Raw genomic sequence first — 23,172 nt, 5'->3', positions numbered from 1 at the left:
GGGGAACCATGGGAGAAGAATTACGGGTAGAAGAGAGTGATCTCAACGCGAAGGCGACCCAGCTTCGCGAGGAGAAACTCGACAACCTTCCATTGCCCACAGCGCCATGCGGACTGATCTTCGTTCAAGCCGCGACCGCTCAGCTTCGGGCGACCGCCAACACTCTTAAAAGCCATGTGGCAGCGGGCAATAGTGAAGCTCTGCGACTGGCGTCCGTTCTCACGGAAGCGGCCGTCGTTTACCGAAAGATCGACGACCGGGCCCGCGAGCAACTGGCTCATCCCGATCAGCACATTCCGTCCGAACCTATACCGGTGAATCCGGCGTTGCCGGCAGCGGTTCCAGCCACCGTTGCAACTCCGCTCATGCCGGCGATGCCGGGCGGCGATACCGGCCCGTATGTCGACATGAAGCTCGCCGCACGGGCGTTGGAGGGCGGCGATTCATCATCGATGCGCACATACGCAGCCGACGCCCGCCGATTGAAGAACGATCTGCGTACGCATTCCGACAACTTTTCCCTCGGCGGCGTCAGCTGGGACGGTACTTCAGCCGAAGCCGCCGGGGACGCCCTTGTGGCGCACAAGAACTGGCTGTTCGACCTTGGTGACTACTACGAGTATGCAGCGAATCACGCAGAGAAGTTCGCCGACGCGCACGACGAAGCCAAGCGCGCCCATCCGACTGTGCAGGAGATCGAAGCTGCCGAGAAGGCGATGGAGGACGCGAAGAGGGCCGGTGATCGCGTGGCCTGGAGGTCTGCTCAATCCACGTACAGCGACCTGTTCGAGCGCTCCAAGAACGCACTCGTAGCCTACAGCGCCGCCATCGCGAACCCACCGCTATCGGACATTCCGAATCCACCTTCTGGAGCTGCGAAGGTGAGCCCCGTCAAGAGTAACGGCGATCCGCGTAAGGCTAAGAAGCCCAACGAAGGTGACGAGAAGGCGCCCGGCGGACCCGAACAGAATGGTGGCGGCGGCGGAGGAGGAGGCGCACCATCCGGCGCGCCATCGAGTGAACCGACAATGTCACCGGCAAGTGCGGCCGGTGCTGAGAAGTCTCCATCTGGATCGCCCGCCGGTGGCGGCGGTTCTCCTTCGGGCGGTGGAGGCTCACCATCAGGCGGCGGCTCTCCCTCCGGTTCAGGGGGTGGCGCCCCCAGCGGTGGAATGCCGAGCGGGCCTAGCGGCACGCCGAGTATGCCTGGGCTCGAAGATCCAAGCCTCAAGCCGGCAGGCCTCGGAGGTGGCGGAGGCGGCGGCGCCGGATCGGGTGGTGGCGGCGGCGGAGGCGGGGGGATCCCGTCGGCACCGCTGGGTCCCGCTGTGGGCGCTGAAACTGTCGCTCCCACAGGGCCTTCAAATGCGCGCGGCGGCGGACCAGTCGCTCCCGCTGCTTCAGGAGGCGGTATGGGCGGTGGCATGGGCATGGGTGGCATGGGCGGCATGGGGCATGGCGCCGGCGGTCAGAATCAGGGCAAGGACAAGCGCCGCGATCCGAATCTCAGTCCCGACGAGGATCTCTACGTCGAAGACCGCGCACACACTGAGGCGATGATCGGCCATCAGGACCCGCGGCGTCGGCGCCCGCAGAAAGGCAACGACTAGTGACTGACGATGTACACCCACAAGTTGCTGCTGTGCTGCGGCAAGCGCAGCAGCTTCAGTCGCTCATGGATGACCAATTGCACCGCATGAGCAGTCAAACGTTTACCGCCTCAGACGAAACCGACACGGTCGAGGTGTCTCTCAATGGCCACCACCACCTGACGTCGGTGTTCATCGAGGACGGGCTGCTCAGGCTCGGGGCCAGCACCGTCGAACAGCGTCTCAACGAGGCACTGCAGAAGGCGACAGCGGCGGCGACAGCGTCGATTGACGCTGACCGCGCACGACTCGACGAGGCCGTCGCGCGTTTGACTGCGGAAGAGCCCTAGGCGGTTTCGAGGGCTGAGATGATTTTTCGCGTCTCAGCCCACGTAGCCGTCGGCTCACCCCTTCGGCGCCGAGCCCACTAATCCGTCGCTAACCAGAACGCTGACGTGCTGCCAATACACCCAGTCAGCGATAGCCGCGCGCTGCGCGACAGCATCAGGCGCGGTGTGTGCGCGATGAAGAGCCAACTCGTATTCATTGTTCGCGTAGGCGACGAACGCCTCAAGATGCGCGATCTCGGTGCCCGTCCCGGACTGCATGAGGGGTTTGAGCATGTCGAACCACAGTGCGTCGGTGTTGTCAGCGGGCGGAGTATCGTCAGCGGGCCGCAGCGGCAGCAAGTTAGTTAGATCGGCGTCCCTGACCGAAGCCAGGCGCGCCGCCGCCTCTGGCGCAACCACTTCTAGTCGACTGCGGCCCTGCATCGTGCCATCCGGAGGAATGTCCTGTTCCAGCAGAATGATTTTCGGAGCGCCCGGGTCTATGCCCTGCAGTTGATCGTCGGTGCCGAACACCGCCCGCAGTGAGGTGCCCGTATGCTGCGCCCAACCCTGCAGGGCGAGATACGGGTAGGCCGCCCACTTGGCACGCTCGCCCGGCGGTATCGACTCGTCTGCCGTGGCCATGCGAACTTGGGTCGGCAGATTGACGCCCGCCGGAATATAGGCGAGGCCATAGGAATTGGCCACGACGATCGTGCCATCTACGGTCAGAGCCGTGGCCCAAACGAAATTCCAATCGAAATCAGGGACAGACGGAGGCGCATTGAGGGCCGCGGCAATTCGCCTCGCGATCTGGACCGGGTCAGTGCCCGACTGACGACGCATCGCTGCGGCTGCCGCATCTCGTTGGGCGCGTGCAGCCGTCACCGGAACCGGTGCTGCGCCAATAGCGGCAGTGTTCGCCGCTGCGCCGGCCGCGGCCGGTGGCGGTGCGACTGGCGCCGCGGGAGCCGTCGGCGCGACAGGGCCCGACGGTGGCGCTGTTGGTGGCGGCCCCAGTGGCATTGGAGTGCCCGTGGGAGCACCTGCACCGGCTGGCGGACCAACGGGAGCGGGCCCGGCACCCGACATTCCGCCAGTGGCCGCCGCCGGTGCGGCTTGCGGCCCGGCGGGCGAAGGGGGCGCGGCCGCAGTTGGCGGCGGCTGTGCAGTAAGCGGCTGCGAGGTCGGCGGCGCACCGAGAGGCTGCGATGGGGTGGTCGGCCCCGACGACTGCGGCGCCCCACCTGCCTTGGCTGCCTCCGCCATGCCCTTCTGGAACTGATCCATCGGCGTCGCGGGACCCGCGGCTGCTGCAGCCGGATTCCCCTGCTGCCCAGTCGCACTCATTGGCGAGGTGCTGTCCATACCGGAGCCACCCGATGAAGGGCGGGACGTCTGTGGAGTCTGCGATCCACCACCGGGTGATGGTGGCGGAGCACCCAGTCCTGGGGTGCCAGAAGGCAGACCTACCGAAGGTTCGTTTACGCTTGGGGAGGGGTCCTCCACTGCCGGTAACGTCGGCTTTGGTGTGTTTGTACCCGTACCCTCGGCAGCACCCGCCCCGTCGTGTCCGCCTACCGCTGGGGGTTGCGCTGGCGCTGATTGAGCTGGCTTCGGAGCCTGTGTACCTTTGCCATCTGCTGATCCTCCACCGCCGCGCCATGTCGATAGGACTGGAGGTGTCGGTGCAGGCAAAGGTGGTGGCGGCGGCGTCCCCGTGGCCTGGCCCTCAGCGTCATCTCCACCTCCTTGCCCTCCTCCGGCCGGGTCAGAGCCTCCGGGAGCGCCGGCCGGCACCTTGCCGTCGGCTCCAGGTGTGTCTGGCGGAATCCCCAATTCTTCCGCTAGATGCTTAGTTACATCGGCGACCATACGGACGTTTTCGTTGTAGCCGTCGACGATTCGCTCTGCCACCCGTGATTCGCGAGTGTCCTTCTCTCCCTCGGGGGGATCGTCCTCGTTTTTGATCGCCTCGCAATCTTTCTGGACTTGTTCCGCCGTCTGATTTGCCAACGCCTTCGCAACAGCGACGGCGAGTTCCATCTTTCGCAGTGCGCGACTCGTCGCTTGCGCTTCCGTTTCGTTGGCTTCATGTTCGCCAATGATTGCGTCGGCCTCACCTAAGGCGGACTGCGATCCGGTGCCCTCCCACGAATCAGACAAAGTTACCTTTTGTCTCCCTGCGGCAGGCACAACTACGTCCCGTAAATGCGTTCTCAGGCTCTCAAACGAAGCTGCAACGGAGGCAATGACATCCTCATCGACTCGAGGCCAGCCGGCACCGGTGACTGTTTGACCACCGTACTCACTGTCATCAGGCTGGATTGCCATTGTCTATCTCACCCCCGAGAAGCTGGCTATGCCGCGTGGTACATATACGTGCTTTGGTCACTGACTGACTGACTGGCATGCGACATTGACCAGGCCACCCAACTTCAGCGCGGTCGTCACAAGATAGTGGTCGGCTGGTGTGTAGCTGGGCAGCGCCGCCGCATAAGCCCGTCGATACTGCGCTGATAGCTGAGCGAAGTCACGCAAAGTCGGGTTCGCGCTACGTTCGCCCAAGACTTGCAATTGATTGGCAAGTCTCCGCATTACCGGCGCAACCCCATCGTTGAGCGATCTCTGTTCAGGAGTCCATTGTGCAGCGGGTACGTTAGGATCAGTCGATTCCCACTCCGATGTTTCGTTGTAGAACTGCGTTAATGCGCTATCCCATTCTCCGCAAATCGGGTTCGATTCCGTCAGAAACATTTGTGGATTCGTCGGGTCCCCTACCGGCGCCACCTCGGAAGGCTCTGAGAGCGCAGTCACCAACGGCGCGCGCGCAGCGGCAGATCCGTAGCTAATCGCCGCGCACACATTGCCGATAGCATCGCTTGCGAGATTCGCCACACGTACGAAGTAATCGTCACGTGGGCCATACGTGGGTATACTTTCTGCATATGCGCGGGCATACGCAATAAATTGCTCGTAGAGTTCTCGCATTACTCTGTGCGGCGTGAGTTTAGCAAGAGGGGCGAGCTGATCGGCGGCGCCGCGCATCGCTTCGCCGAAGGCTACGTATTTGGCACGCAATTCCGGCGTCCACTCTGTCGCAGGCGTCGTCGGATCCCGATCAGGCCAACCATTGTTTGTTTTTTCAGCGAGCGTTATGAGAACTGGGCTTTGGGCTGCACATGACGGGTCTTCAGTAATGATCCCAACGGGCCCAGTGTCGTTGGCACTAGCGATATCCGAATTCGCGGCGCTACGGGAAGGTGGCGACGCCGTCGGAGAACCATCACCGTTTCCGCCACCCGCCACGGACAACGTGACCGCAGCGGTCACGCCGATGATGGCCAACAAAGCGACACCACCCAATGCCCACTTCCAACCGTTGCCACGCTTAGGTGGCTGAGGCTGCATCGGCTGCTGCCACTGCTGGGGGTATCCGGGCCCTGGATATCCGCCCGGGCCGCCACCTTGCGGTGGGTAAGGCCCTCCAGGTGGAGGCACTGAACCCGGCGGGGGCGGCGGAGGCAAGCTCACCAATTCATCCCTTCATCGCTGGATGGAGCACTTGAATCCACTACTTCAACAGTGCAATTCACAGCGCAACCTCCGGCGGAGTATCGGTCGGCCGTCTGTGTTCCGGCAAGACTCGAGAAGGCGAGGCTTGCTGCGGTTCACCAACCGGAGCTCGCTGCGCGCTATCAGAACGAGCCTCAGCCGTTGAGTCGTCCTTCTTCGCTTCAGATTTCTCGTCGGTGTATTCGTCAGGCTTCTCGTCAGCAGCTTCAGGCTGCCCCTCCGTAGACCCGGGGCGCCCAGCGCCACTTTGGGAGGCGGCGCCATCGGCCCCAGGTCCACCCTTCTCGGATCCCTGACCTGCCTGCTGGGTCAAGCCCTGCACGCCTTGCATAACTGTCTGTGGAATTTGTCCAGCCATACCCATCGCCTGCATGGGGGCTTGCACAGCTTGCTGTCCGATTTGCATGGCCATACCCATCAGCTGGCTGAGTTGACCGAATCCGCCATCACCAGCAGCGGACGCAGACGCCGCGGGGTTTGCGCCAGACGCAGCGGCGGGACTAGCCGAGTCCGACAGTCCACTCGCGGCTGAACTGATCTGCTGCTCTCCGGCACCATCTGTCCCCTGGTAGGCAGATTTCGCCCGAGAAAGATTCGCTGCGAACAGTTCCTCGCGGGCGCGCGTCGCAGCGACCTTCGTCGTGACGTCAGTCGCCACGGTCGGCATCACGGCAGAGATCATTGTGCTCAAAGGGTCACTTCCTGCTTCAACCGCAGGGACTTCCGGCACCGTCACCTCGGCAGGGTCCCAACCAAGCGCCGCCTCGTCGACCCGAAATTCGGGATGTCCCATCAGCTACCCCTCACGAAACCCGCCGCTCCGCGCCACAAATCAGCGACACCGGCCAGCAACCAGCTTAACGACCAATCAGCGGGCACGAATGCGCCATTCTCCGACTAATGCAGCCGCAGGTTGCGAAGGAGGTCGTACACGCCGGCGATCCAGAGAAGGAGCGGAATGACCGCGGCGATGGATGCGCCGTCGAGAAGCTCGAGAATGCGTTTGGTGACGGGTGAGACGCGTCGGACGCTGTCGGTGGCACCGACGACGATCAACGCGACCAGACCGAGTGCCATGTAGATCGCCATGATCAGCCACGCACTGTCGGGCCACCACAGGCACAGGCGGATCATCACCCCGGTCGGCACCGTGATAGCGGCAGCCAGTAGCGCCCAGGCGCACCATCTTTCGGCGTAGAGCCGGGACCGGAAGCCACAGATGACGGCGACGAGCGCCGCCACGATCATGCTGTGGACGAAGAAGTGTCCTCGCACGACAACCGCGATCGCACCGACCGCGAGGATCAGCGCACCGGCGGACAGGAAGCCGATCAGGAGCTGGCGGGTCAGCTGGCTGCGTTCCTGCAGCCTTGCCGCGGATTCGGGCACCGACGCGATGATCGCCTGCCAGGTAGGTGATTCTTCGTCGACCATGTCGGGTGTGACGACCGGGTCGAGCAGTTCGTCGTTGGACACCGTCTCGCCGGGCGCCGGGATGGGCGGCAGGGCGATACGCGCAACGGCCACAGTGAGTTTCGCGGCGTTGGTCACCACGATGAGGCCGAATGCGATGGCGCCGGCAGGCACCCACGCGTTCCAGCCGTAGCCGTATGCGACGCCGGCCGCAGTCACCGCGATCGCGAGTATCGCCATGAACGACGCCACTTCGGCGCGACCCCTCGGTCCACCGCGGGTGGCGAGCGTCAACAGCAGCAGAACGGCCGCGGCGCCGGCAACCTGCGGTGCGCCGGGTCCGTCGAACCCGCGGGGCAACGGAACCGCGAGTGCCGCGGCACCGGCGAGAACCGGCGCGCACGCGATCAGCAGGCTTTCGGAGATGTCGATGTTGTCGTAGCGGCCCTTGGCGAGCATGTTGCCGCCGAGGAGCGCCAAACCGAACACCGCCAGTGCGACCGGCCACCACCAATCGTGACCGGTGCGGTTCCAATTGATCACCGCCATGACCGTGACGAATACGGCGATAACCGGAATCGCCAGCCCGACAAAGCGATTCAGCGCGCTGCGGTCAAAGATCGGTGATTCGTCGAGCACCGCGATCGCGTCGATCACGTCCTCGACCAACGGCCGGTAGCGTTCGGTGCGGCTGACCGATACCAACGTCAGCAGTGAACCGTCGACAACGCCTGCGTCATCGAGCGATTCGCTGGCCTTCAACGGCGGGGCACCCGGACGCGCGAACGCCCACACACCCTGCTGCGAGAAGTCGAACCCGGCGAGGACGTCTTTGGGAGTGTCTTCGAGCAGCTCGCCGAGGACGCTGACCGTCTCGTCGATGTAGGACTCGATCGGGGCTGCCGCCGGCAGCACCAAGTCCGTCAGGCGCTTACCGGTGAGGACAGTGACCCTGGTCGTCGACGGTCGGCCGGGCGTCGCGCTCGACGCGTCAGCAGCTGCGGTGGCGGTGGAGGTCAACGCCGTTCAAGCCTGTCGAAATCGTCGGACAGCGCCGCCGCCAACTCGGTGATCCGACGCTCGAACGTGTCGCTGAGCAGATCGAGCTGAATTTCGGTGCCTGCCGCGATGTGCTTGTCCCACGGCAACACGATGACGCGGCCGGGCGGCACGTGGCGTTCGAACTGCTGCACCAGATCCTCGACGTCGACATTCGGCTTGCCCGGTGTCACATGGTTGATCACCACGCAGGAACGGCCAAGCAGGTCCTGATAGCCGTTCTGGCGCAACCAGTCCATCGTGACCGCGGCCTGCCGGGCCCCGTCGATCGATGCGCTCGCGACGATCACCATGCCCGAAATGCTCGACAGCACACCGCGAGACGCTTTCTGGAACAACCCGGCACCGCAGTCGGCGAGCACGAGGTTGTAGTAGCGCGACACCACGGCGGTGGCGCCCTTCCAGTCGTCGTCGTTGAACTCACGCTGCGCACCGCTGTAGTCCTCCGAGGACAGCACCTCGAGGTTCGACGAGTTCATGCTCGTGTAAGCGCGAATGTCGTTGTAACGCGACAGTTCTTGATCGGCGAGCAGATCCGAGATGGTCGCTGCGGACTGCCGTCCGGCGCGGTCGGCGAGGTTGCCGCCGTCGGGATCGGCGTCGATCGCCAGGATCCGGTCGCCACGAATCTTGGCCATCGCCGATCCGAGTGCGACGGTCACCGCAGTCTTGCCGACACCGCCCTTCAGACCGAAGACGCCGATCTGGTAAGAATCGCGGGCATTTCGGCGGATCCGGTTGTGCAGATCCAGCTCGTAGACCTCATCGGGCGAGAGCCCGAGATTGATGCGCGTCATCACGTAGAGCCAGTGCCGCCAGCCGCGCTGCGACGGCATCTTGACGGCGGTCTTCACGCCGACGTGCGACAGCGCATCGATCGCGCGGTGGTTGCCCATGGATGCGGCCGACGTCGGACCGGGCTGTGCGGGCGCCGGAATCGCCTGGCCGGCACGCCATGCCCCGCTGATCTCGGGATCGATGTCGGTGAATTGCGACGGGGCCGGCCCCGGCGCGACGCGCTGCGGCGGGCCGGGCAACGTCCGGGGCTGCTCGTGGCGCGCACCCGTGCCGAACTGCTGCTGCGGTGCGCGCAGCATCGAATTCTGCGGCCACTGCGGCGCGGTCGCCGGCGGCGGCGGCATCGGCGGCGGGACCTGCGGCGCGGTCTCGGCGTGGCGCGAAGGCGCGGCAGCAGACTGCGACTGGGTCGGCGCGACGGGCATCGAGCCCGACGGTGCGTCGGCGGTGGGTTTCTCCCCCGTCGGCATCGGCGGCGGTGCCGCGGCGGTGGCCTTCAGGATGGCATCTCTGTCCACGGTGATCGTGGCGTCATCGACCGGTTTACCCGGTTCGGACGAATGAAAGAGCCGGTCATAGTCGGCCGACATGGGGACCCCTCAATACTCAAAGCAGATAAACAGATCTTTACACCCATGCGCACGTGATGGGCGGGTTCGGCCACCTAGCTTGTCGGCCGACCCGCCCATCATCGTGCACGCGTCGATCAGGCAAACATCCCCGTGACGCCGTTCTCGGTCTGCAGCATGTTCGCGCCCGACTGGCTGATGGTCTGGGCGAGGTTCTGCAGCGCCATGTTCAGCTCGTTGGAGGTCTGGTCCCAACGCATCTGAACGGCCTGGTAGGCCTCCGAACCCTGGCCGCCCCACGCCGCGGCGAGCGCAGCCAGCGAACCCTTGCCCTCGTCGAGCAGTCCGTTGGTGGTACCGACGGCGCCGACGACCTCGCTCGAGCCGGCCTCGATACCGGCGAAATTCCATACCTGTTCAGTCATGTCTGTTCTCCGTTTTCTCGCGGTCTGGTGGTCAGAGGTTCATCGCCGAGGACAGCGTGCCGGCCTCGTCGTCGTCGGTCGAGGTGTACTGCGTGCCCGAGGTGTGGATGTTCGCCGAGATCTCGTCGAGCATCTGAACCTGCTTGGTGGCGGCCTCCTGGTAGCGGAGGAACGCGGCCTGGGCGGCGGTGCCGGCCTGGCCCTGCCACTGCGAGACGAGAGTGCCCGCGGTGGACTCGACCTGTCCGATGACGCTCTTCAGCTCGCCCGAGATGCGCTCGAAATTAGCAGCCTCCTTGGCGAGGACGGCGGCATCTGTATTCATTGCCATGTTGGATTCCCCTTATTTTCCTTTGTCCTCACCAACATTGATGGCGAGTCCTCCGGCCGGGCGGCCGGAAAGTCTTGTGGTGTGACGACTTACCAGTCGTCGTCATCATCTTCTGAAAGGTCGTACGTCAGTGGTGTCGGAGCGACGAGCCCGTCCTTGGACCCGCCCTCCTTCTTTCGCTGGCCGGCCTGGGTCATCGGCCCACCGCCGCCCGCACCGCTGCCCACCGGTGCCAACGGACCGCTCGAGCCGGAGCCTGCGCCGGCCAGTCCAGGCGACTTGATCTCACCGCTGATGCCGAGCAGGTTGGACAGAATCGGCGTACGCGGTGCCGTTCCACCCGCCCCCGGCAGTGACGCCGCACGCACCAGGCCGGCACCCGTACTCGGACCTGACCCGCCGAGCATCGGATGGTTCGAGAACGGGCTGGCGCCCATCAAACCGATCTGCGCGCCCTTGTCGGCGCCCATGCTGCTGAACTGGCTGACCATCTGGGTGGCCACCTGCTGCAGCGGCTGCGTGAACTGCTGCACCTGGCTCTGGAACAGCTGCCCCAGCTGCGCCGGGATCTGCGCGGCCTGTCCGCCCATCTGCATGGCCATCTGCATGCCCTGCTGCAGGAGCTGCTGGCCCGGCTGTTCCTGTTGCTGACCCTGCTGCGCGGCATTGTCACCCTTGTTCGCCGCGCTCACTGCGCGCTGCTCGGCGTGGTTGACCTGCGCAGCGGCGTTGCCCATCAGCAAGGCCGAATTCTCGATCATCGCCTGGGCGCCGACCTTTTCGATCACCAGGTTGCGGGCCGCGCCCTGGGCGGCGCGCGGAGCAGCCTCGGCAAGGGCCGACCCCGCAACTGCAGCGGAGACACCGGGCAGCACGATCGGCTTCATCGGCATGATCGGTTCGAACAGCAGGTTGACGGTCGTTTCGGCGTGATAGGCATCCATCGCGCCGGCCGCCTGGTTCCACATCCGGACGAAGTAGTCCATCTCGTTCAGCCCGATCGGCACCGTGTTGATGCCGAGGAAGTTGGTCGCGTTCAGGACCGCGTTCGTGATGTGGTTCTGTTCGATCTCCGGCAACGGCGGCGTGGTTGCCATGGCCAGGCTGTAGGAACTCGCCTGTGCCGTTGCCTGCAGAGCTCGCTTCTGCGCCTGCGCGGCCGTGGTTTGCAGCCACATGATCATCGGCATCGTGGCGGCGATGGCACGTTCACTGGCAGTGCCACTCCACAGGCCCGTCAGGTTGCTGAGCGCCCCGGCCAATTCCGCCGCCTGGGTTTCCAGCAGAATCGCGAGGCCTTCCCATCCGGTGGCCGCCTGGAGCATCGGTGCCGGGCCGGCACCGCACATCAAACGTGCGGTGTTGATCTCCGGTGGGAATGCGATCCAGACCGGCGGAATGGGCGGCGCCGCGACCATTGGTGGATGACCCTATCTGCTCGAAAGTTGCCTGCGATCTGCTACAGCGTGCTGGCGTTGGCGGCGTCGACCGCGTTGTAGATGCCCGCGATCTCGGCGAACGCAGCGCCCGCCCGGGTCAGCTCTTCCTGGGCGAACGCGTTCGCCGCAATTGCCTCGACACCCTCGCTGGCGAACGCGACGGCCGCCATGGCCGAGACCTCGTCAGCGCCGGCCGGGGCGAGCGCGGAGACGGCGGCGGACGCGGTGGTGCCACCGGCCAGCCCACGTGCGGCATTTGCGATCACCTGTGCCGCAATAGCCTCGGCACCCGGATTGTGCATCAACGGTTGCATTTGCTTAATCCCCTTTTCGATTCGGATTAGTCAAGGACAAGCACTCACGGGCGGCATGGCAGCAATTTGCCAAGTCGTCAAGGAATCTGTCCCCCGATCCCTTTGCTGGCGGGCCGCCGCCAGCGTTGCTGAGTGCGTTGGAATAAATACTAACTGCCCTGTAGTGGTGGTGCTAACACTTCTTCTTCGGGTGGATCGACGTACGCGGCCTGGATGACTTCCTTGCCATCCGGCGCAACCAGAAACGCCTGGCCAGGGGGCCTCTTCTTAACTGTGATCTCCCGTGACGGGAAATCGTTCTTCTCGCCGGACAGGAACAAAGTGGGCGAACCGGCCCCATAGGCGGCCCCGACGAACTTGTCCATCGTCGCCCGATGGGCCTGGCTCATCTGACACGTAACCACCAGATGCAGGCCGATGTCGGCGGCGGCGGGCAACAACGGCGCCAGCGGAGCCATCGGCGACATCATGCCGGAGGCCGCCACGATCATGTGCCAGTCGTCGACGAGCAGCACCACGTCCGGACCACTCCACCACGACCGCGCCCGCAGCTGCGCCGTCGTCAGATCGGGCGGTGGCAGCCGCTTCTTGAGGTTGACCGCCAGCGCCTTGATGGCCTCTTCCAGCGTCGCGCTGTTGCGGTTGATCGCGCCGGCATCGAGCAGGTGGCTCTGCGGCACCGCGTCGAGCAGGCCCGACCGGTAGTCGGCGAGCATGAACCGGACCTGCTGCGGGCTGTTGCGCTTGCAGATGGCCTGCGCGATGGCATGCGCGATCCGCGTCTTGCCGGACTTCGGCGCACCGAATATCAGCAGATGCGGCGTCATGTGCATCTGGTTGTAGGCCACCGTGAGGTCCGACTCGCGCACACCCATCGGCACCGTCCACCGCGTGCGGTAATCAGCGTCGGGTCCCGGCGGATTCGGATCCAGCTGATGCAGGTAGATCCGATCGGGCAGCACCCGCACCTGCGGAGCCTCGTCGGTGTGGCGGGCGGCGATCTGCGACACGGCCGACGAGATGGCGTCGACGATGTTGTCGGCGCTGTGCACCCCGTCGAGTCGCGGGACGCCCATCATGAGGTGATGCTTTTCGAGTGAGATCGCCCGACCCGGCCGGTTCGACGGGATCTCCCTCGTGATGCGGTCGATCTGGGTCTCGTTGACGTCACCGAGCCGGAACTCGACCTTGGTGCCGAGGTAGTCCCGGACGCGCGACTTCAGTTCCGTCCACCGCGGGGTGGAGATGATGACGTGCACGCCGAACGCCAGACCCTGACCGGCGAGGTCCTGCACGGCCGGCTCGAGGTCGGGGAACTCCGCGACGAACGCCGGCCAGCCGTCGATCACCAGGAACACATCGCCGAACGGGTCCTGCGCGGCGGGATTGTTGGGGTCCTGCCGCATCTGCCGGTAGGCCGCGATGGAGCCGACGCGGTACTGCTTGAAGACCTGCTCACGCGCTCGCAACACCGCCTTGACCTCGGCGACGACGCGGTTGACCCGGTCCGGCTCGGCGCGCGTGGCCACGCCGCCGACATGCGGCAGGTCTTCCATGTACATCAGGCCGCCACCGCCGAGATCGACGCAGTAGAACTGCACGTCGCGCGGCGTGTGCGTGGCAGCGGCCGACAGGATGAGCGTCTGCAGGAACATCGACTTGCCGGTCTGCGGCGCCCCGCCGACCGCGATGTTGCCGCCGGCGGCCGAAACGTCGACGCCCCAGACCTCTTGGCGGTGACGGCGCGGCTCGTCCATGATTCCGAGCCCGAAACGCAGCGGTTGCCGTTGGTAGTCACGCTCGACGAGTTCGTTGACGGGCGTGGGGTCGGTGAGCGGCGGCAGCCACATCTTGTAGGCGCGCGATTCGCCGGTGCCCAGCTGCTCGAGCACCACCTCGCGCAGGACTCTCGGTTCAGCCTCTGTGCTCATCAGTTCACCGCCGTATCGAAGATCGGGGCCGTCGTGAACTGGTGGATCCGCACGCGGGCCTGCCGTTGCGACCGCGGCTTGACCTCACCGTCCACGTCATCGTCGTCGGCAGGCACGTAGTTGTTGCCGGTGTAGACGCTGCGGAACTTCACCGGGTCCTCCATGCCGACCCGCAGGAACCCGACGCCGCTTTCCTTGTTCGTGATGTACTGCGCCTCCGGCGTTCCGATCACGGCCTTGGATTCCGCGGAGCTGGTGGTACGCAAGGCGATTCGATACGTCAGGTTGGGCTCGAGCTTGTCGATACGGACACCGCCGGTGTTCAGCGACTGCGTGGCCAACAGCAGGTGCACGCGCAGTGACCGGCCGACACGGCAGATGCGGTCGAACAGGTTGATGAAGTCCGGATGGTTCTGCAGCAGCTCGGCGAACTCGTCGACGACGACGAAAAGCGTTGGCAGCGGCGGCAGATCAGCGCCGCGTTCGCGGTGCTTCTCGTACTCGGCCACACCGGACAGCGCGCCCGCGGCACCGACCTGCATACCGGCCTGACGCAGGATCGACTGGCGACGGTCGAGCTCGCCGGTCAGCACCTCGCCCATGCGGCTGACGAGTTCGGCTTCCTCTTCCATGTTGGTGACGACGGCCGCGGTGTGCGGCAGCTTCTCCATACCGAGGAACGTCGAGCCGCCCTTGAAGTCGGTGAGCAGCAGGTTGATCTGGTCGGGATGGTGCGTGGCGACCAACGACAGGATCAGCGTCCGCAGGAACTCGGACTTACCGGAACCGGTTGTGCCGATGAGCATCCCGTGCGGACCGGCGCCGAACTCCGCGCCCTCCTTGATGTCGAGATACATGATCTCGCCGGTCTTGAGTTCGTGGCCGAACGGGATCTTGAGCCGGTCCCGATCGGTGTCGGTGTACATCCGCCACCGCGCCGGAGTGACCTCCGCGACCGACTGTGCGCCGACGAGGTGGTGCCATTCGTTGGACACCTTCTTCTGTACGCGCACGTTCTTGTCGATGATAGTGCCGGTGATCGACCACCCGGCGAGCTTGCGGGCGACGCGGTTCGCCTGCCCTGGCGTCATCCGGTCCGAGACCCGGGTCACCTCACGCCAATTCTGGTTCGGCAAGCGGTCGTCGGCGGTGCCGTCGGCGTCCACGCGCAGCCGGTACGCCGAGCCGCGATGGTTTCCGAGGGTGAGAACGGTGACGCCGGCCCGGCCGTCGACCGGGAATCCGGCCTTGCCGCCGGTCAGGTCGACCACGACGACGTACGGGCCGCCCGGCGCCGCGTCGGCGGTGTGCGGACCGCGCGCGGTCAGATCACTGAGCCCGTCGGGCCGCGTGTAGACGAGGCGGGTGGCACCCGCGGCGTCGGTGTCGGTCTGGTGCTGGGTGTGCGGCAGCCACTTCAGCCACGACCAGTTCGGGTCTTCGGGATTGTCGGTCAGCACCCGGATCTGCAGCAGGTCCGGCGGATGGAACACCGCGAGATGGCACACCATCGCGGTCAGCAGCCCCGCGGCGCCGTCTGGGTCGCCGCCCACCGCGATCGTCGGGAACGTCCGCAGCTGAACGAGTTTCGGGCAGTCGTGGATCAGGCCGTGGGTCCGGAGGAACTTCGTCACCCACATGTGGCTGACCGGCTCGAGGTGCGGTGCCGGTGCGCCCTGCGGGCCGGCGAGTTCACCGCTCGTGTTCGGCTTGAGCAACCGGTCGACCGCGATCTCGGCACCGATCCCGATACGGGCCGCGGCGAAGAACTCGGAGCTGCCCTGCCGCGCCCACTGACGGTGGGTGCCGATGATCGACAGCAGATCCTCGGGATGCGGTGCGTGATAACTGAAGAACGACACCTGCGCCGACGCCGACGACGTCACGCGGGTGCGCAGCCCGGCGAGGTACCGCAGGTACTCCTTGCGGTCGGCGTTGATCTCGGGAACCTTCTTGCCGCCGGGCCCGCCGCCGGCCATGAAACCGACCGTCGCCATGACCATCATCAGCGGCATCATCAGCATGTACGGGGACAGCTGCCGGATACCCGTGAAGATCATGATCGCGATCATCCCGAGCATGCCGCCGCCCATGACCCACGGCAGCGCCTTCTGGATGCCCGACGGCGGGATCTCGACCCCGAGGTCGTCGGGCGGGGTCACGTTGATCTCGCCCGGAGTCAGCCGTGGGCCGCGCTTGACGGTCGGCGTGAATTTCTTCGTCGTCATGAGCCTTGCCCGCCTTCGACTTTGCGCGGATTCGGATCGGCAGGCAGCGTGTCGTGCTCGAGCAGCGCCGCCTCCTTCGACAGCACCGGCCCCTCGACGAGCAGGCCCACCACCTGCCATGGCGCGTTCACCGCACCCGACAGACCGAGAGTCTTCGCGGCATCGTCGTTGGCGACGCCGTACCGCACACCCTGCGGATCGATGTAGTAGAGGCTCTCGCCCACCCGCGGGTCCGGTGACTGCAGCCGGACGAACTGGCCACCCTCGATGTAAACCACTGCGTCACCGTCGATCTGATCGATGCCAGAGCCGATCGCCGTGGACGGGATGGGCAGCCGGCGGCCGGCGATCACAGTCGCCTTGGGTGCCTGGTCGCCGGGCTCACGCTGCCAGGACCAGCACAGCACCGGTGAATCCTGGCGCAACATGACCTCGAGCGGCTTGTCCGGCAACGGTGAGACGTACACCTGCTCGGCGATCTTGGCGACCACGCTCGCTTCGACCGAAGGCGGCTCGAGCAGACCGTAGGAGTTGGTGGCCCGCAGTGCGGCCGCCGTCGTGTCGTTGACCCGTGCCACGCCGTCCGGCAGCACCACATAGTGCTGAGGATCGGATTCCGTGGCGGTCTGGAACACCGAACCGATGACCAGATTCGCCGGCAGCCCAAGGGTATTCGGCGCACCCGCGGCCGCGATCTGCGGCAGCTGCCACGGACCCATGTTCGGCAGTGCGTTGAACAAGCCCTCGGAAATCGGGGTCGCCTTGGCGGTGACGGGGATACCGACCGCCGACGTCACCGCGCGGTCGGCCAGGTTGATGGAGTGCCGGCCGCCCTCGGTGACCAACCAGTTGGCCCCTTCGAACGCGACCAGCATGCCCTGATCGGCGCGCATCGGGCCGACCGACATGTCGGTGGACAACGACCGGATGAGGATCGACGGTTCGACTTCCGGTGCGGCACTGTCGGGTTTGGCGACGGTGTCACACAGCGACCACCGCGACGCGGGCGCACCCGTCGGCGTCGCGTACGGCGCGCCGGGGATGCCGATCGACTGGCCCTTGGGGAGTCGGTTGAGCTCCTCGGACTTCACCGCGACGGGCTCGCTGGCGTTGCCCAGCGCCAACCGCGCCGAGGTCAGGTTGTACACCGGGCGCAGTTGCGAGCTGCCCGGCAGCATGACGTAGAGCTGGTTGGTGTTGCGATCGACCAAAAGCGTGTCACTGCCCTGCTTGCCGAGCGGCTTGAAGTACGCCATCAGCGCTGCACCCAGGCAGATCAGCACTGCGATGACGATTCCGGCGAACACCGCACGGCTGTAGAACTGCAGCGGATCGTCGAACATCCGGGTGTCCCGGCGCACGATCGCATGCTCGACGCGGCGCAGCAGAAAACGCCAGCCGCTGACCTGAACCTTGGTGGTGAGCCGGAAGCCTGCCATCGCTTATTCGCCGATGTTCAGGCGGCCGTGCACCGCCGCGATCGCCGCCGCCATGTCTTCTCCGTTGACCTCGCTGAGCTGTTCGACGCCGAGGCTGTCGAAGTCCAGCGAGCGGGCCAGCCGCATGTCCCTGTTCTGTTCACCGGCTTCGACCAGCTGCCGGGCGTAACGGCCGTTGCCTGCGATGTCGAGGGCCGGTTTGCCGTTGAGCCTGCGCTGGCTGAGCAGGGTCGCCGCCTCATGCACGCGCTTGGCCGCGGTGTCGTCGAGCTGTGAATCATTGGCATTGGCAATGACTTTCGCGATCTCGACGATGTCGTCGGGCGAGTAGGAATCGAACTCGATGCGGGTCGCGAACCGCGAGCGCAGACCGTCGTTGGCCTCGAGCAGCCGATCGATGTCATTGCTGTAGCCGGCGATGATCACCACGAGCCGGTCGCGGTCGTTCTCCATCCGCGCCAGCAGCGTGTCCAATGCCTCGGTACCGAACGGGTCGGCGCGGCCGTCACGTTCCTGCACGAGGGTGTACGCCTCATCGATGAACAGCACCCCGCCCAGCGCGCGGTCGATCGTCTTGGCCGTCTTGACCGCGGACTGTCCCTCGTACTCGGCGACGAAGTCTTTACGCGAGGTCTCGATGAGCTTGGGTTCGCCGATGACGCCGAGGCCGGCCAGGATGTTGGCGACGACGCGCGCGATCGTCGTCTTACCGGTGCCCGGCGGCCCGGCGAAGATCATGTGCTTGGACGCCTGGGCCACCTTCATGCCGCGCGCGGCGCGGATCCTGGCCATCTGCGTGGCCGCGCGGTACGCCTCGATCTGCTCCTTGACCCGATTCAGGCCGATCTGCCGGTCGAGTTCGGCCTGGGCTTCCGACAGCAGTTTGTCGCGCGCCGAGGTGTCGGCGACGACGCTGTTCGGATCCCACGGATCCTTGCGGGCGGCGATCTTCTCGGCCGTGGTGGTTTCCAGCCGGTAGGCCGGATCACGCAGTGCGGCAGTCACTTTCGGCTCGGGGAAGTTCGCCTGCAGCCATTCCAGGAGCACCTGTGCCGACTCTTCGTTGCCCTGGCTGCGACGCGCCATCGCCAGGAACCAGGCGATCGCCGGGGCGCAGGCCTGGCCGGCCGGGGTGTCGTTGGCCTCGGTCAGACGCCGGTCGGCCTCGGTGAACAACCCGAGATTGGCCGCCGCGACGCCGTGGGCGACTCCTGCCGCGGCGGCGAGGAACTTGTCCGGCCAGCGGTCAGCCCCGCGCACCTCGTCGATGACATCCGTCCAGCGTTGCGCCGCACCGTAGATCACCGCCTTGATCCATGACACCAGGTGTTCGGCACCACCCGACGGGGCATCCTCCAACGCTTCCATGGCGTCGGCGTAATTGCCTTCGGTCGCCTCCTGGACCGCGAATCCCATCGTGATCGCCAACGGCGAGTTGATCGGATACGTGATGTCTTTGCCGTAGATGCCGCCGATCGGGATGCGGGCGTTCAACCCGTTCATCGAGATCTCGGCGGCGCCGGCCAGCTGGCCGAAATTCGACCGCGAGTACCAGGCCCGGAAGAGCGTCACACGATCGGTGTCGCCGCACCGGATGCGGCCGACCCACGCGTCACACGCCGACTCGTCGTAATTCGTTATCTCGGTGAAGATCTCGAGCGAACGGGCCGGCGAGCTGGGCAGCATGCCGACCGCGCTGCCGAACATCCCGGCGAGGTGGTCAACCATGGTCACCTCCATAACGGGTCGAGAAGACCTGGGCCCGGGCCGTATCGGCCTGTTCGGGTGTCGGCAGGTTCAGGTCACGGGTCAGGAAATCGCGCGTCGCGACGTCGTCATGGCCGTGCTCGCGCATGCCCTCGAGCATGAACGAGTACTGAGCGGACCTGGCCTGCTGGCCGGCCAGGTCCGCGATGACGAGAATCTCGTCCGCGAGATCGGATTCGGTCATATTGGTGACTTTCGGCGATAGATCGATCTGATGAACTCGTCCGTCCAGGTATGCACTGACCGTCACGGTCCCCGGCGGGTTGGTGACGGTGAAAAGCGGCACCGGTAGGTCCGCGTCCTCGTTGCCGGCCTCGCCCGGTGCGCCGAGGCCGTCCCAGTATTCACCGTCGCCGGCCTGACCGACGGTGTCGTAGGTGTCCAACGCGGCCAGGCCCAGATCGTCCGAATCGTCGTCAGGGTAGGAGAAATCCAGAGCGGCGAGACTGTCGTAATCACCGTCGTCATCCGGATCGTGTGGCGGAAAGTCACCCACCGTGGCGGCCTTTCTCAGTGCAGATTGGAGCTGTCCGAGTCGGACTTGTCGAACCATGCCTTCGACGGCAGGAACTCGACCAGACCGTCCAGAGCACGTTGCAGATTGTCTTTGGTGCCCGACAGGAAGCTGCCGTACAGCTCGCCGTTGACGCGACGCGGTATCGACACGATGCGGCCCTGCTTGGAATCCAACACGCCCGCCGCGACATCGACCTGGGACGTGGTGCCGCCGGGATGGCGCTCGGTCGCGACGATCTCCACCCAGCTGTCGGGCTCGGAGATGATCCCGGCATAGGCCCGCGCCGAAGTCGGCGGGATCCCGTAGCCGGTGAGTTCCTCGGCGGTGCGGCAATTCGCGAGCGTTTCGGCGACACCGGTCAGCGGTTCGACGTTGGCGGGTGTTCCCTCGCCGAGCACGGTCATCACCATGCCTGCCGTACCGATCTGGGGAGCGACCCGCTGCAGAACCAGCATGTCGTTGTCACGAGCTGCGACGACATGCCGAGCCCCCTTGCGGCACACCACGAACCGGATCATCTTCCCGCCGACGTCACGGCGCCACCACCGGCCCTCGAGCGTGCGGTCGGGCCGGCTCAGGGTGTCGAGCATCGCGGCCACCTCGGGGTGCGGCGTCCCGAAGACGTCGAGCACACCCTGCGCCGTGAGGTCACGCTCGACCTGCTCCCATACGATCTTGCGGAGATCGGGCTGCGGAATGTTCAGCCGGATGCCCATCGACGGCGGGAAGTCGGTGAGCTCGAGTTTGTCGGCGATCACCAGCATCCCGTCGATGGTGACCTCGACGCCGACGACGTCGTCGATGTGCGTTGCGCCCGAATCGGCGCCGTACGGAGCAGTCATGGCCTACCTCGCTCCGACAGTGCCGTCGAGGGCCTCGGCCGCGGTCGTGTCGGTGTTGTCGTACCGGCCCGCGGCACTCGTCAACTTCTCGCCCAGGTGCTGCGAGACGCTCGCCATCCCGGTGCCCGCGATGCGCCGCGCGTTCTGGGCGGCCTCGACCGCCGCGGCGGTCGACCACGAGATCGGCCCGTGCGTCCAGCGCACCGCGGAGTCGACGCCGTCGACCGCGGCGGTCGCCGAAGTCAGAACGGCAGCGGCCTCCCCTTGCTTGGCCGATAACTCGCGCAAATGAGCGGTGGTAACCCGCAAATCACCCGACATGAATCCCCTCGATCCCTGATATTTCCTGAACCATCACGTGTCGATCGCGGACGCAGATCCAGGAATACCGCGCTCTAATGTAGCTGCCGCCGGCATACGTAGCTGGCTCTGCTCGAAATCCGCACTGATATGCACCGGCGCCGGACCGACTCCGGTGATCTCCGCCGAAGCTTCGGCGAGGTCGGGCGGCAAGGTCTTGGCTGCGCCTTCCTCACCTTCTCCAGCGGTGTTACCGCCGGGACCGGCCTCGTCGGGCCCTTCGGCGTCACTCTCGCCGTCGGTCTGAGCGGCCTCGCGGTCCCGGCCGTCGTCGCGAGGCTTCTCCTCTTTGCCCTCGCGGTGGTCCTCGGAATTTTCGTCGCGTTTGTCGTCCGTTTCGGCAAGTGCGGCCGGATCCGGCGATTGGCCTGCGGCCTGGCTCGCCACTTGAGCCGCTTGCGTCGCGGCCTGCGTGGCGGCCTGTGCGGCTTGACCCGCCGCCTGCATCACGCCGCCGAGCAACCCACCGATGGGACCCATCACCGAACCGAGCACGGCGCCGAACACCCCGGCGACGTCACCACCCATCGCGCCAGGGGGCGCCACCGCTCCTGCACCCGCCGGCATGCCTGCCGGCACCGACGGCGTCGCCCGCATGGATGCCTGCTGCGGCGCTGGAGCACCCCCGCCGCCGGCACCGGTGGGCGGTCCGGCGGTGGGTACGGCCGCCGAGCCCGCAGCGGCATCGGCTTCGGTGCGCGCCTCGGGACTGGCCTCGTCGTCATCGGTGGGCTCGAACTCTTCATCGCCACCGGTCGGCTTCGCCGCATCGGCGATCGCCTCGTACTTGCTCACCGCGCCGCGGACCTCCGCGGCATTCGCGCTCGCGTTGTCCTGCATCGACATGAGCTGGTTCGTCGACTCGCCCACGGCCTTGCTCACCATCGCCACCTCGGCCGCGATCTGCGCCGCCTTACCGACATACGGAATGCAGCCGGTGGCCATCGTGATCAGACTCATGTCGCCCAACCAGTCGGACTGGCTGTCCAGGTTGTCGCGCGTCGCGGCGATCTGCTGGGCCTCCCGCGAAAGCACCAAGGCCACCAACTGATCGGCGCCGATCATCGTCTGGGTGCGGCTCACCTGCTCGTTGTTCCTGCCGGTGTAGGTGTTCGACCCGCTGCTGTCCCAATCGGCGGACGGGAAGGCCGCGGTGAGAGTTTGACCGGCATCGCCCAGCCGCTCGGCCCCCTGACCGAACCGGCTGCCGCTTTCCGGGTCGCCCAACCCGGTGGTCAATTTCATGCCGTCAATGACGTGCTGGCCGGCCGCCAGGATCGGCGACTTGGCGGCGTTGACCAGCCGGTTTCCCAGCCGCGACTCGAAGAAGTCGGTGAACTTCTTGCTGAAGTCGGCGAGTTTGCGGCCGGCTTTCGCCACCCGTTCCAGCTTGTCGCCCTTTGCGTTGCGCTCGATGAAGTCGCCGACCTTCTTGAATCGGTCCGCCCACTTTTCCCGGTCATCGATGACATCTTTGCCGAAATCGGCCACATCGCTCAGCATTCCCATGCCTGCATCCCCTCCGCCGGATCAGAGATTACCAGCGCATCACCTACTTCTCTTGCACCAATTTCGGTCGACCGTGGACCGCTTGAGTGCTGGTTCAGCGTGGCCACAACGGCACCATAACTGCAGCTAGCGATGCCTATGGCCGCTTGACGCCTGGCGCGGAGACCACGTGTCGCACAATGCGGTCACCAGCATCCGCCCGCCGGGTCACACGGTGCGCACAACGTCGCCCGCGGTATCGCCCCCGGGACGCGGAAATCCGGACGACGGTGCCAAAATCTGTTTGCTGGCGGTGAACCCAGCATGGCTACTGCGGCCAAAAGGAGTTGTAGTCGATACTTGAGAGCGGTCGAGATTCTCGTCGTCTACTTCCGGAGGAGATTTTGTCGTGACCGACCCCGACGACACCCTGCGTAGAGAGCTTGGCTGGACGGGGCCGGAGGAAAGCGATTTCGAACCGGATACGAGCCCGACCAAGAGGCCGCGTAAGGCCCCCGAGCCGCCGTCCATACCGGGGCGACCGCCCGTCGACCCGACGGTGCCGAAGTCGCCCAACAACGCCGAACCAGACGATCCGCACGGCGTTCCGACCGACCCCGACGCCGAACGGGCGCGCACGTCGTTCCGGGAGCCGCCGGCCCAACCTCCGCAAGCCCCGCCGCAGCAGCCCCCGCCGCCACAGCCGCCCGCTCCCCATCCGCCGCAGCAGCCGCCGCAACCTGCGCACGACCCGCGGC

Annotated in this window: 19 protein-coding genes and 1 pseudogene; 3 read left to right on the top strand and 17 right to left on the bottom strand. The window is 65.8% G+C overall.

Features of this window, described 5'->3' with window-relative positions; all coding sequences use genetic code 11:
* Positions 1-8 precede the first annotated feature (8 nt).
* Positions 9-1,610 carry a PPE domain-containing protein gene (locus AWC31_RS38195; RefSeq protein WP_085150022.1) on the top strand — a complete coding sequence of 534 codons (1,602 nt, stop codon included), beginning with the start codon at positions 9-11 and terminating at the stop codon, positions 1,608-1,610.
* Positions 1,610-1,939: a YbaB/EbfC family nucleoid-associated protein gene (locus AWC31_RS34205; protein ID WP_085150020.1), complete on the top strand. Its 330-nt coding sequence runs from the start codon at positions 1,610-1,612 to the stop codon at positions 1,937-1,939. The genes AWC31_RS38195 and AWC31_RS34205 overlap by 1 nt, the downstream gene beginning before the upstream one ends.
* Positions 1,940-1,993: 54 nt before the next feature.
* Here AWC31_RS34205 and AWC31_RS34200 read toward each other — a convergent pair whose 3' ends face one another.
* The 17 genes from AWC31_RS34200 to AWC31_RS34115 form a co-directional block, all read right to left on the bottom strand.
* Positions 1,994-2,764, bottom strand: a complete 771-nt coding sequence (locus AWC31_RS34200; RefSeq protein WP_234817100.1) for an EspK C-terminal domain-containing protein — start codon at positions 2,762-2,764, stop codon at positions 1,994-1,996.
* Positions 2,765-4,309: 1,545 nt separating this feature from the next.
* Positions 4,310-5,266, bottom strand: coding sequence for an ESX-1 system-associated protein (locus tag AWC31_RS34190; RefSeq protein WP_234817099.1), 957 nt, complete (start codon positions 5,264-5,266; stop codon positions 4,310-4,312).
* A gap of 244 nt (positions 5,267-5,510) precedes the next feature.
* Entirely contained in the window at positions 5,511-6,287 is a 777-nt protein-coding gene (locus AWC31_RS34185) for a hypothetical protein (RefSeq protein WP_133060240.1), read from the bottom strand.
* Positions 6,288-6,391: 104 nt separating this feature from the next.
* Complete coding sequence (eccD, locus tag AWC31_RS34180) at positions 6,392-7,927, bottom strand: type VII secretion integral membrane protein EccD (protein WP_085150010.1); 1,536 nt, start codon at positions 7,925-7,927, stop codon at positions 6,392-6,394.
* Positions 7,924-9,354 (bottom strand): ESX-1 associated ATP-binding protein EpsI N-terminal domain-containing protein, encoded by a 1,431-nt coding sequence (locus AWC31_RS34175; RefSeq protein ID WP_085150008.1) that lies wholly within the window; start codon positions 9,352-9,354, stop codon positions 7,924-7,926. Before AWC31_RS34175 ends, eccD begins: the two co-directional genes overlap by 4 nt.
* A gap of 116 nt (positions 9,355-9,470) precedes the next feature.
* Positions 9,471-9,758, bottom strand: a complete 288-nt coding sequence (locus AWC31_RS34170) for a WXG100 family type VII secretion target (RefSeq protein ID WP_067849771.1) — start codon at positions 9,756-9,758, stop codon at positions 9,471-9,473.
* A 31-nt stretch (positions 9,759-9,789) separates the two neighbouring features.
* Complete coding sequence (locus AWC31_RS34165; RefSeq protein WP_067849773.1) at positions 9,790-10,089, bottom strand: WXG100 family type VII secretion target; 300 nt, start codon at positions 10,087-10,089, stop codon at positions 9,790-9,792.
* 89 nt (positions 10,090-10,178) lie between these two features.
* Positions 10,179-11,507: a PPE family protein gene (locus AWC31_RS34160; RefSeq protein ID WP_085150006.1), complete on the bottom strand. Its 1,329-nt coding sequence runs from the start codon at positions 11,505-11,507 to the stop codon at positions 10,179-10,181.
* A gap of 41 nt (positions 11,508-11,548) precedes the next feature.
* Complete coding sequence (locus AWC31_RS34155) at positions 11,549-11,842, bottom strand: PE family protein (protein ID WP_085150004.1); 294 nt, start codon at positions 11,840-11,842, stop codon at positions 11,549-11,551.
* 149 nt (positions 11,843-11,991) lie between these two features.
* On the bottom strand, positions 11,992-13,773 hold the full coding sequence (eccCb, locus tag AWC31_RS34150) for a type VII secretion protein EccCb (protein ID WP_067849779.1): 1,782 nt from the start codon (positions 13,771-13,773) through the stop codon (positions 11,992-11,994).
* Positions 13,773-16,001 carry a type VII secretion protein EccCa gene (gene eccCa / locus AWC31_RS34145; RefSeq protein WP_067849781.1) on the bottom strand — a complete coding sequence of 743 codons (2,229 nt, stop codon included), beginning with the start codon at positions 15,999-16,001 and terminating at the stop codon, positions 13,773-13,775. Before eccCa ends, eccCb begins: the two co-directional genes overlap by 1 nt.
* Positions 15,998-17,440, bottom strand: coding sequence for a type VII secretion protein EccB (eccB, locus tag AWC31_RS34140; RefSeq protein ID WP_085150002.1), 1,443 nt, complete (start codon positions 17,438-17,440; stop codon positions 15,998-16,000). Before eccB ends, eccCa begins: the two co-directional genes overlap by 4 nt.
* Before the next feature lie 3 nt (positions 17,441-17,443).
* Positions 17,444-19,168, bottom strand: coding sequence for a type VII secretion AAA-ATPase EccA (gene eccA, locus AWC31_RS34135; RefSeq protein WP_085150287.1), 1,725 nt, complete (start codon positions 19,166-19,168; stop codon positions 17,444-17,446).
* Positions 19,161-19,703: a secretion protein EspD gene (locus AWC31_RS34130; RefSeq protein ID WP_085150000.1), complete on the bottom strand. Its 543-nt coding sequence runs from the start codon at positions 19,701-19,703 to the stop codon at positions 19,161-19,163. The genes eccA and AWC31_RS34130 overlap by 8 nt, the downstream gene beginning before the upstream one ends.
* Positions 19,704-19,717: 14 nt before the next feature.
* Positions 19,718-20,566 (bottom strand): ESX secretion-associated protein EspG, encoded by an 849-nt coding sequence (locus tag AWC31_RS34125; protein ID WP_067849788.1) that lies wholly within the window; start codon positions 20,564-20,566, stop codon positions 19,718-19,720.
* 3 nt (positions 20,567-20,569) lie between these two features.
* Positions 20,570-20,887 (bottom strand): ESX-1 secretion-associated protein, encoded by a 318-nt coding sequence (locus AWC31_RS34120; RefSeq protein WP_085149998.1) that lies wholly within the window; start codon positions 20,885-20,887, stop codon positions 20,570-20,572.
* 33 nt (positions 20,888-20,920) lie between these two features.
* Positions 20,921-22,435, bottom strand: a complete 1,515-nt coding sequence (locus AWC31_RS34115; RefSeq protein ID WP_085149996.1) for an EspA/EspE family type VII secretion system effector — start codon at positions 22,433-22,435, stop codon at positions 20,921-20,923.
* Positions 22,436-22,823: 388 nt separating this feature from the next.
* Here AWC31_RS34115 and AWC31_RS34110 point away from each other — a divergent pair.
* Positions 22,824-23,172, top strand: a pseudogene (locus AWC31_RS34110) (MinD/ParA family ATP-binding protein); the annotation flags it as partial.

Source organism: Mycolicibacterium wolinskyi, from assembly GCF_002101965.1.
Lineage (GTDB): Bacteria > Actinomycetota > Actinomycetes > Mycobacteriales > Mycobacteriaceae > Mycobacterium > Mycobacterium wolinskyi.
Note: the sequence above shows the minus strand (reverse complement) of the source record. Positions and strands in the feature narration are given on the sequence as shown.

Bases quoted from the DNA above. Each gene is read 5' to 3' on its own strand.
- AWC31_RS38195 (WP_085150022.1), top strand. From the start codon at position 9: ATGGGAGAAGAATTACGGGTAGAAGAGAGTGATCTCAACGCGAAGGCG.
- AWC31_RS34200 (WP_234817100.1), bottom strand. From the start codon at position 2,764: ATGCGTCGTCAGTCGGGCACTGACCCGGTCCAGATCGCGAGGCGAATT.
- AWC31_RS34185 (WP_133060240.1), bottom strand. From the start codon at position 6,287: ATGGGACATCCCGAATTTCGGGTCGACGAGGCGGCGCTTGGTTGGGAC.
- AWC31_RS34175 (WP_085150008.1), bottom strand. From the start codon at position 9,354: ATGTCGGCCGACTATGACCGGCTCTTTCATTCGTCCGAACCGGGTAAA.
- AWC31_RS34170 (WP_067849771.1), bottom strand. From the start codon at position 9,758: ATGACTGAACAGGTATGGAATTTCGCCGGTATCGAGGCCGGCTCGAGC.
- AWC31_RS34165 (WP_067849773.1), bottom strand. From the start codon at position 10,089: ATGGCAATGAATACAGATGCCGCCGTCCTCGCCAAGGAGGCTGCTAAT.
- AWC31_RS34160 (WP_085150006.1), bottom strand. From the start codon at position 11,507: ATGGTCGCGGCGCCGCCCATTCCGCCGGTCTGGATCGCATTCCCACCG.
- AWC31_RS34155 (WP_085150004.1), bottom strand. From the start codon at position 11,842: ATGCAACCGTTGATGCACAATCCGGGTGCCGAGGCTATTGCGGCACAG.
- eccCb (WP_067849779.1), bottom strand. From the start codon at position 13,773: ATGAGCACAGAGGCTGAACCGAGAGTCCTGCGCGAGGTGGTGCTCGAG.
- eccCa (WP_067849781.1), bottom strand. From the start codon at position 16,001: ATGACGACGAAGAAATTCACGCCGACCGTCAAGCGCGGCCCACGGCTG.
- eccB (WP_085150002.1), bottom strand. From the start codon at position 17,440: ATGGCAGGCTTCCGGCTCACCACCAAGGTTCAGGTCAGCGGCTGGCGT.
- eccA (WP_085150287.1), bottom strand. From the start codon at position 19,168: ATGGTTGACCACCTCGCCGGGATGTTCGGCAGCGCGGTCGGCATGCTG.
- AWC31_RS34125 (WP_067849788.1), bottom strand. From the start codon at position 20,566: ATGACTGCTCCGTACGGCGCCGATTCGGGCGCAACGCACATCGACGAC.
- AWC31_RS34120 (WP_085149998.1), bottom strand. From the start codon at position 20,887: ATGTCGGGTGATTTGCGGGTTACCACCGCTCATTTGCGCGAGTTATCG.
- AWC31_RS34115 (WP_085149996.1), bottom strand. From the start codon at position 22,435: ATGGGAATGCTGAGCGATGTGGCCGATTTCGGCAAAGATGTCATCGAT.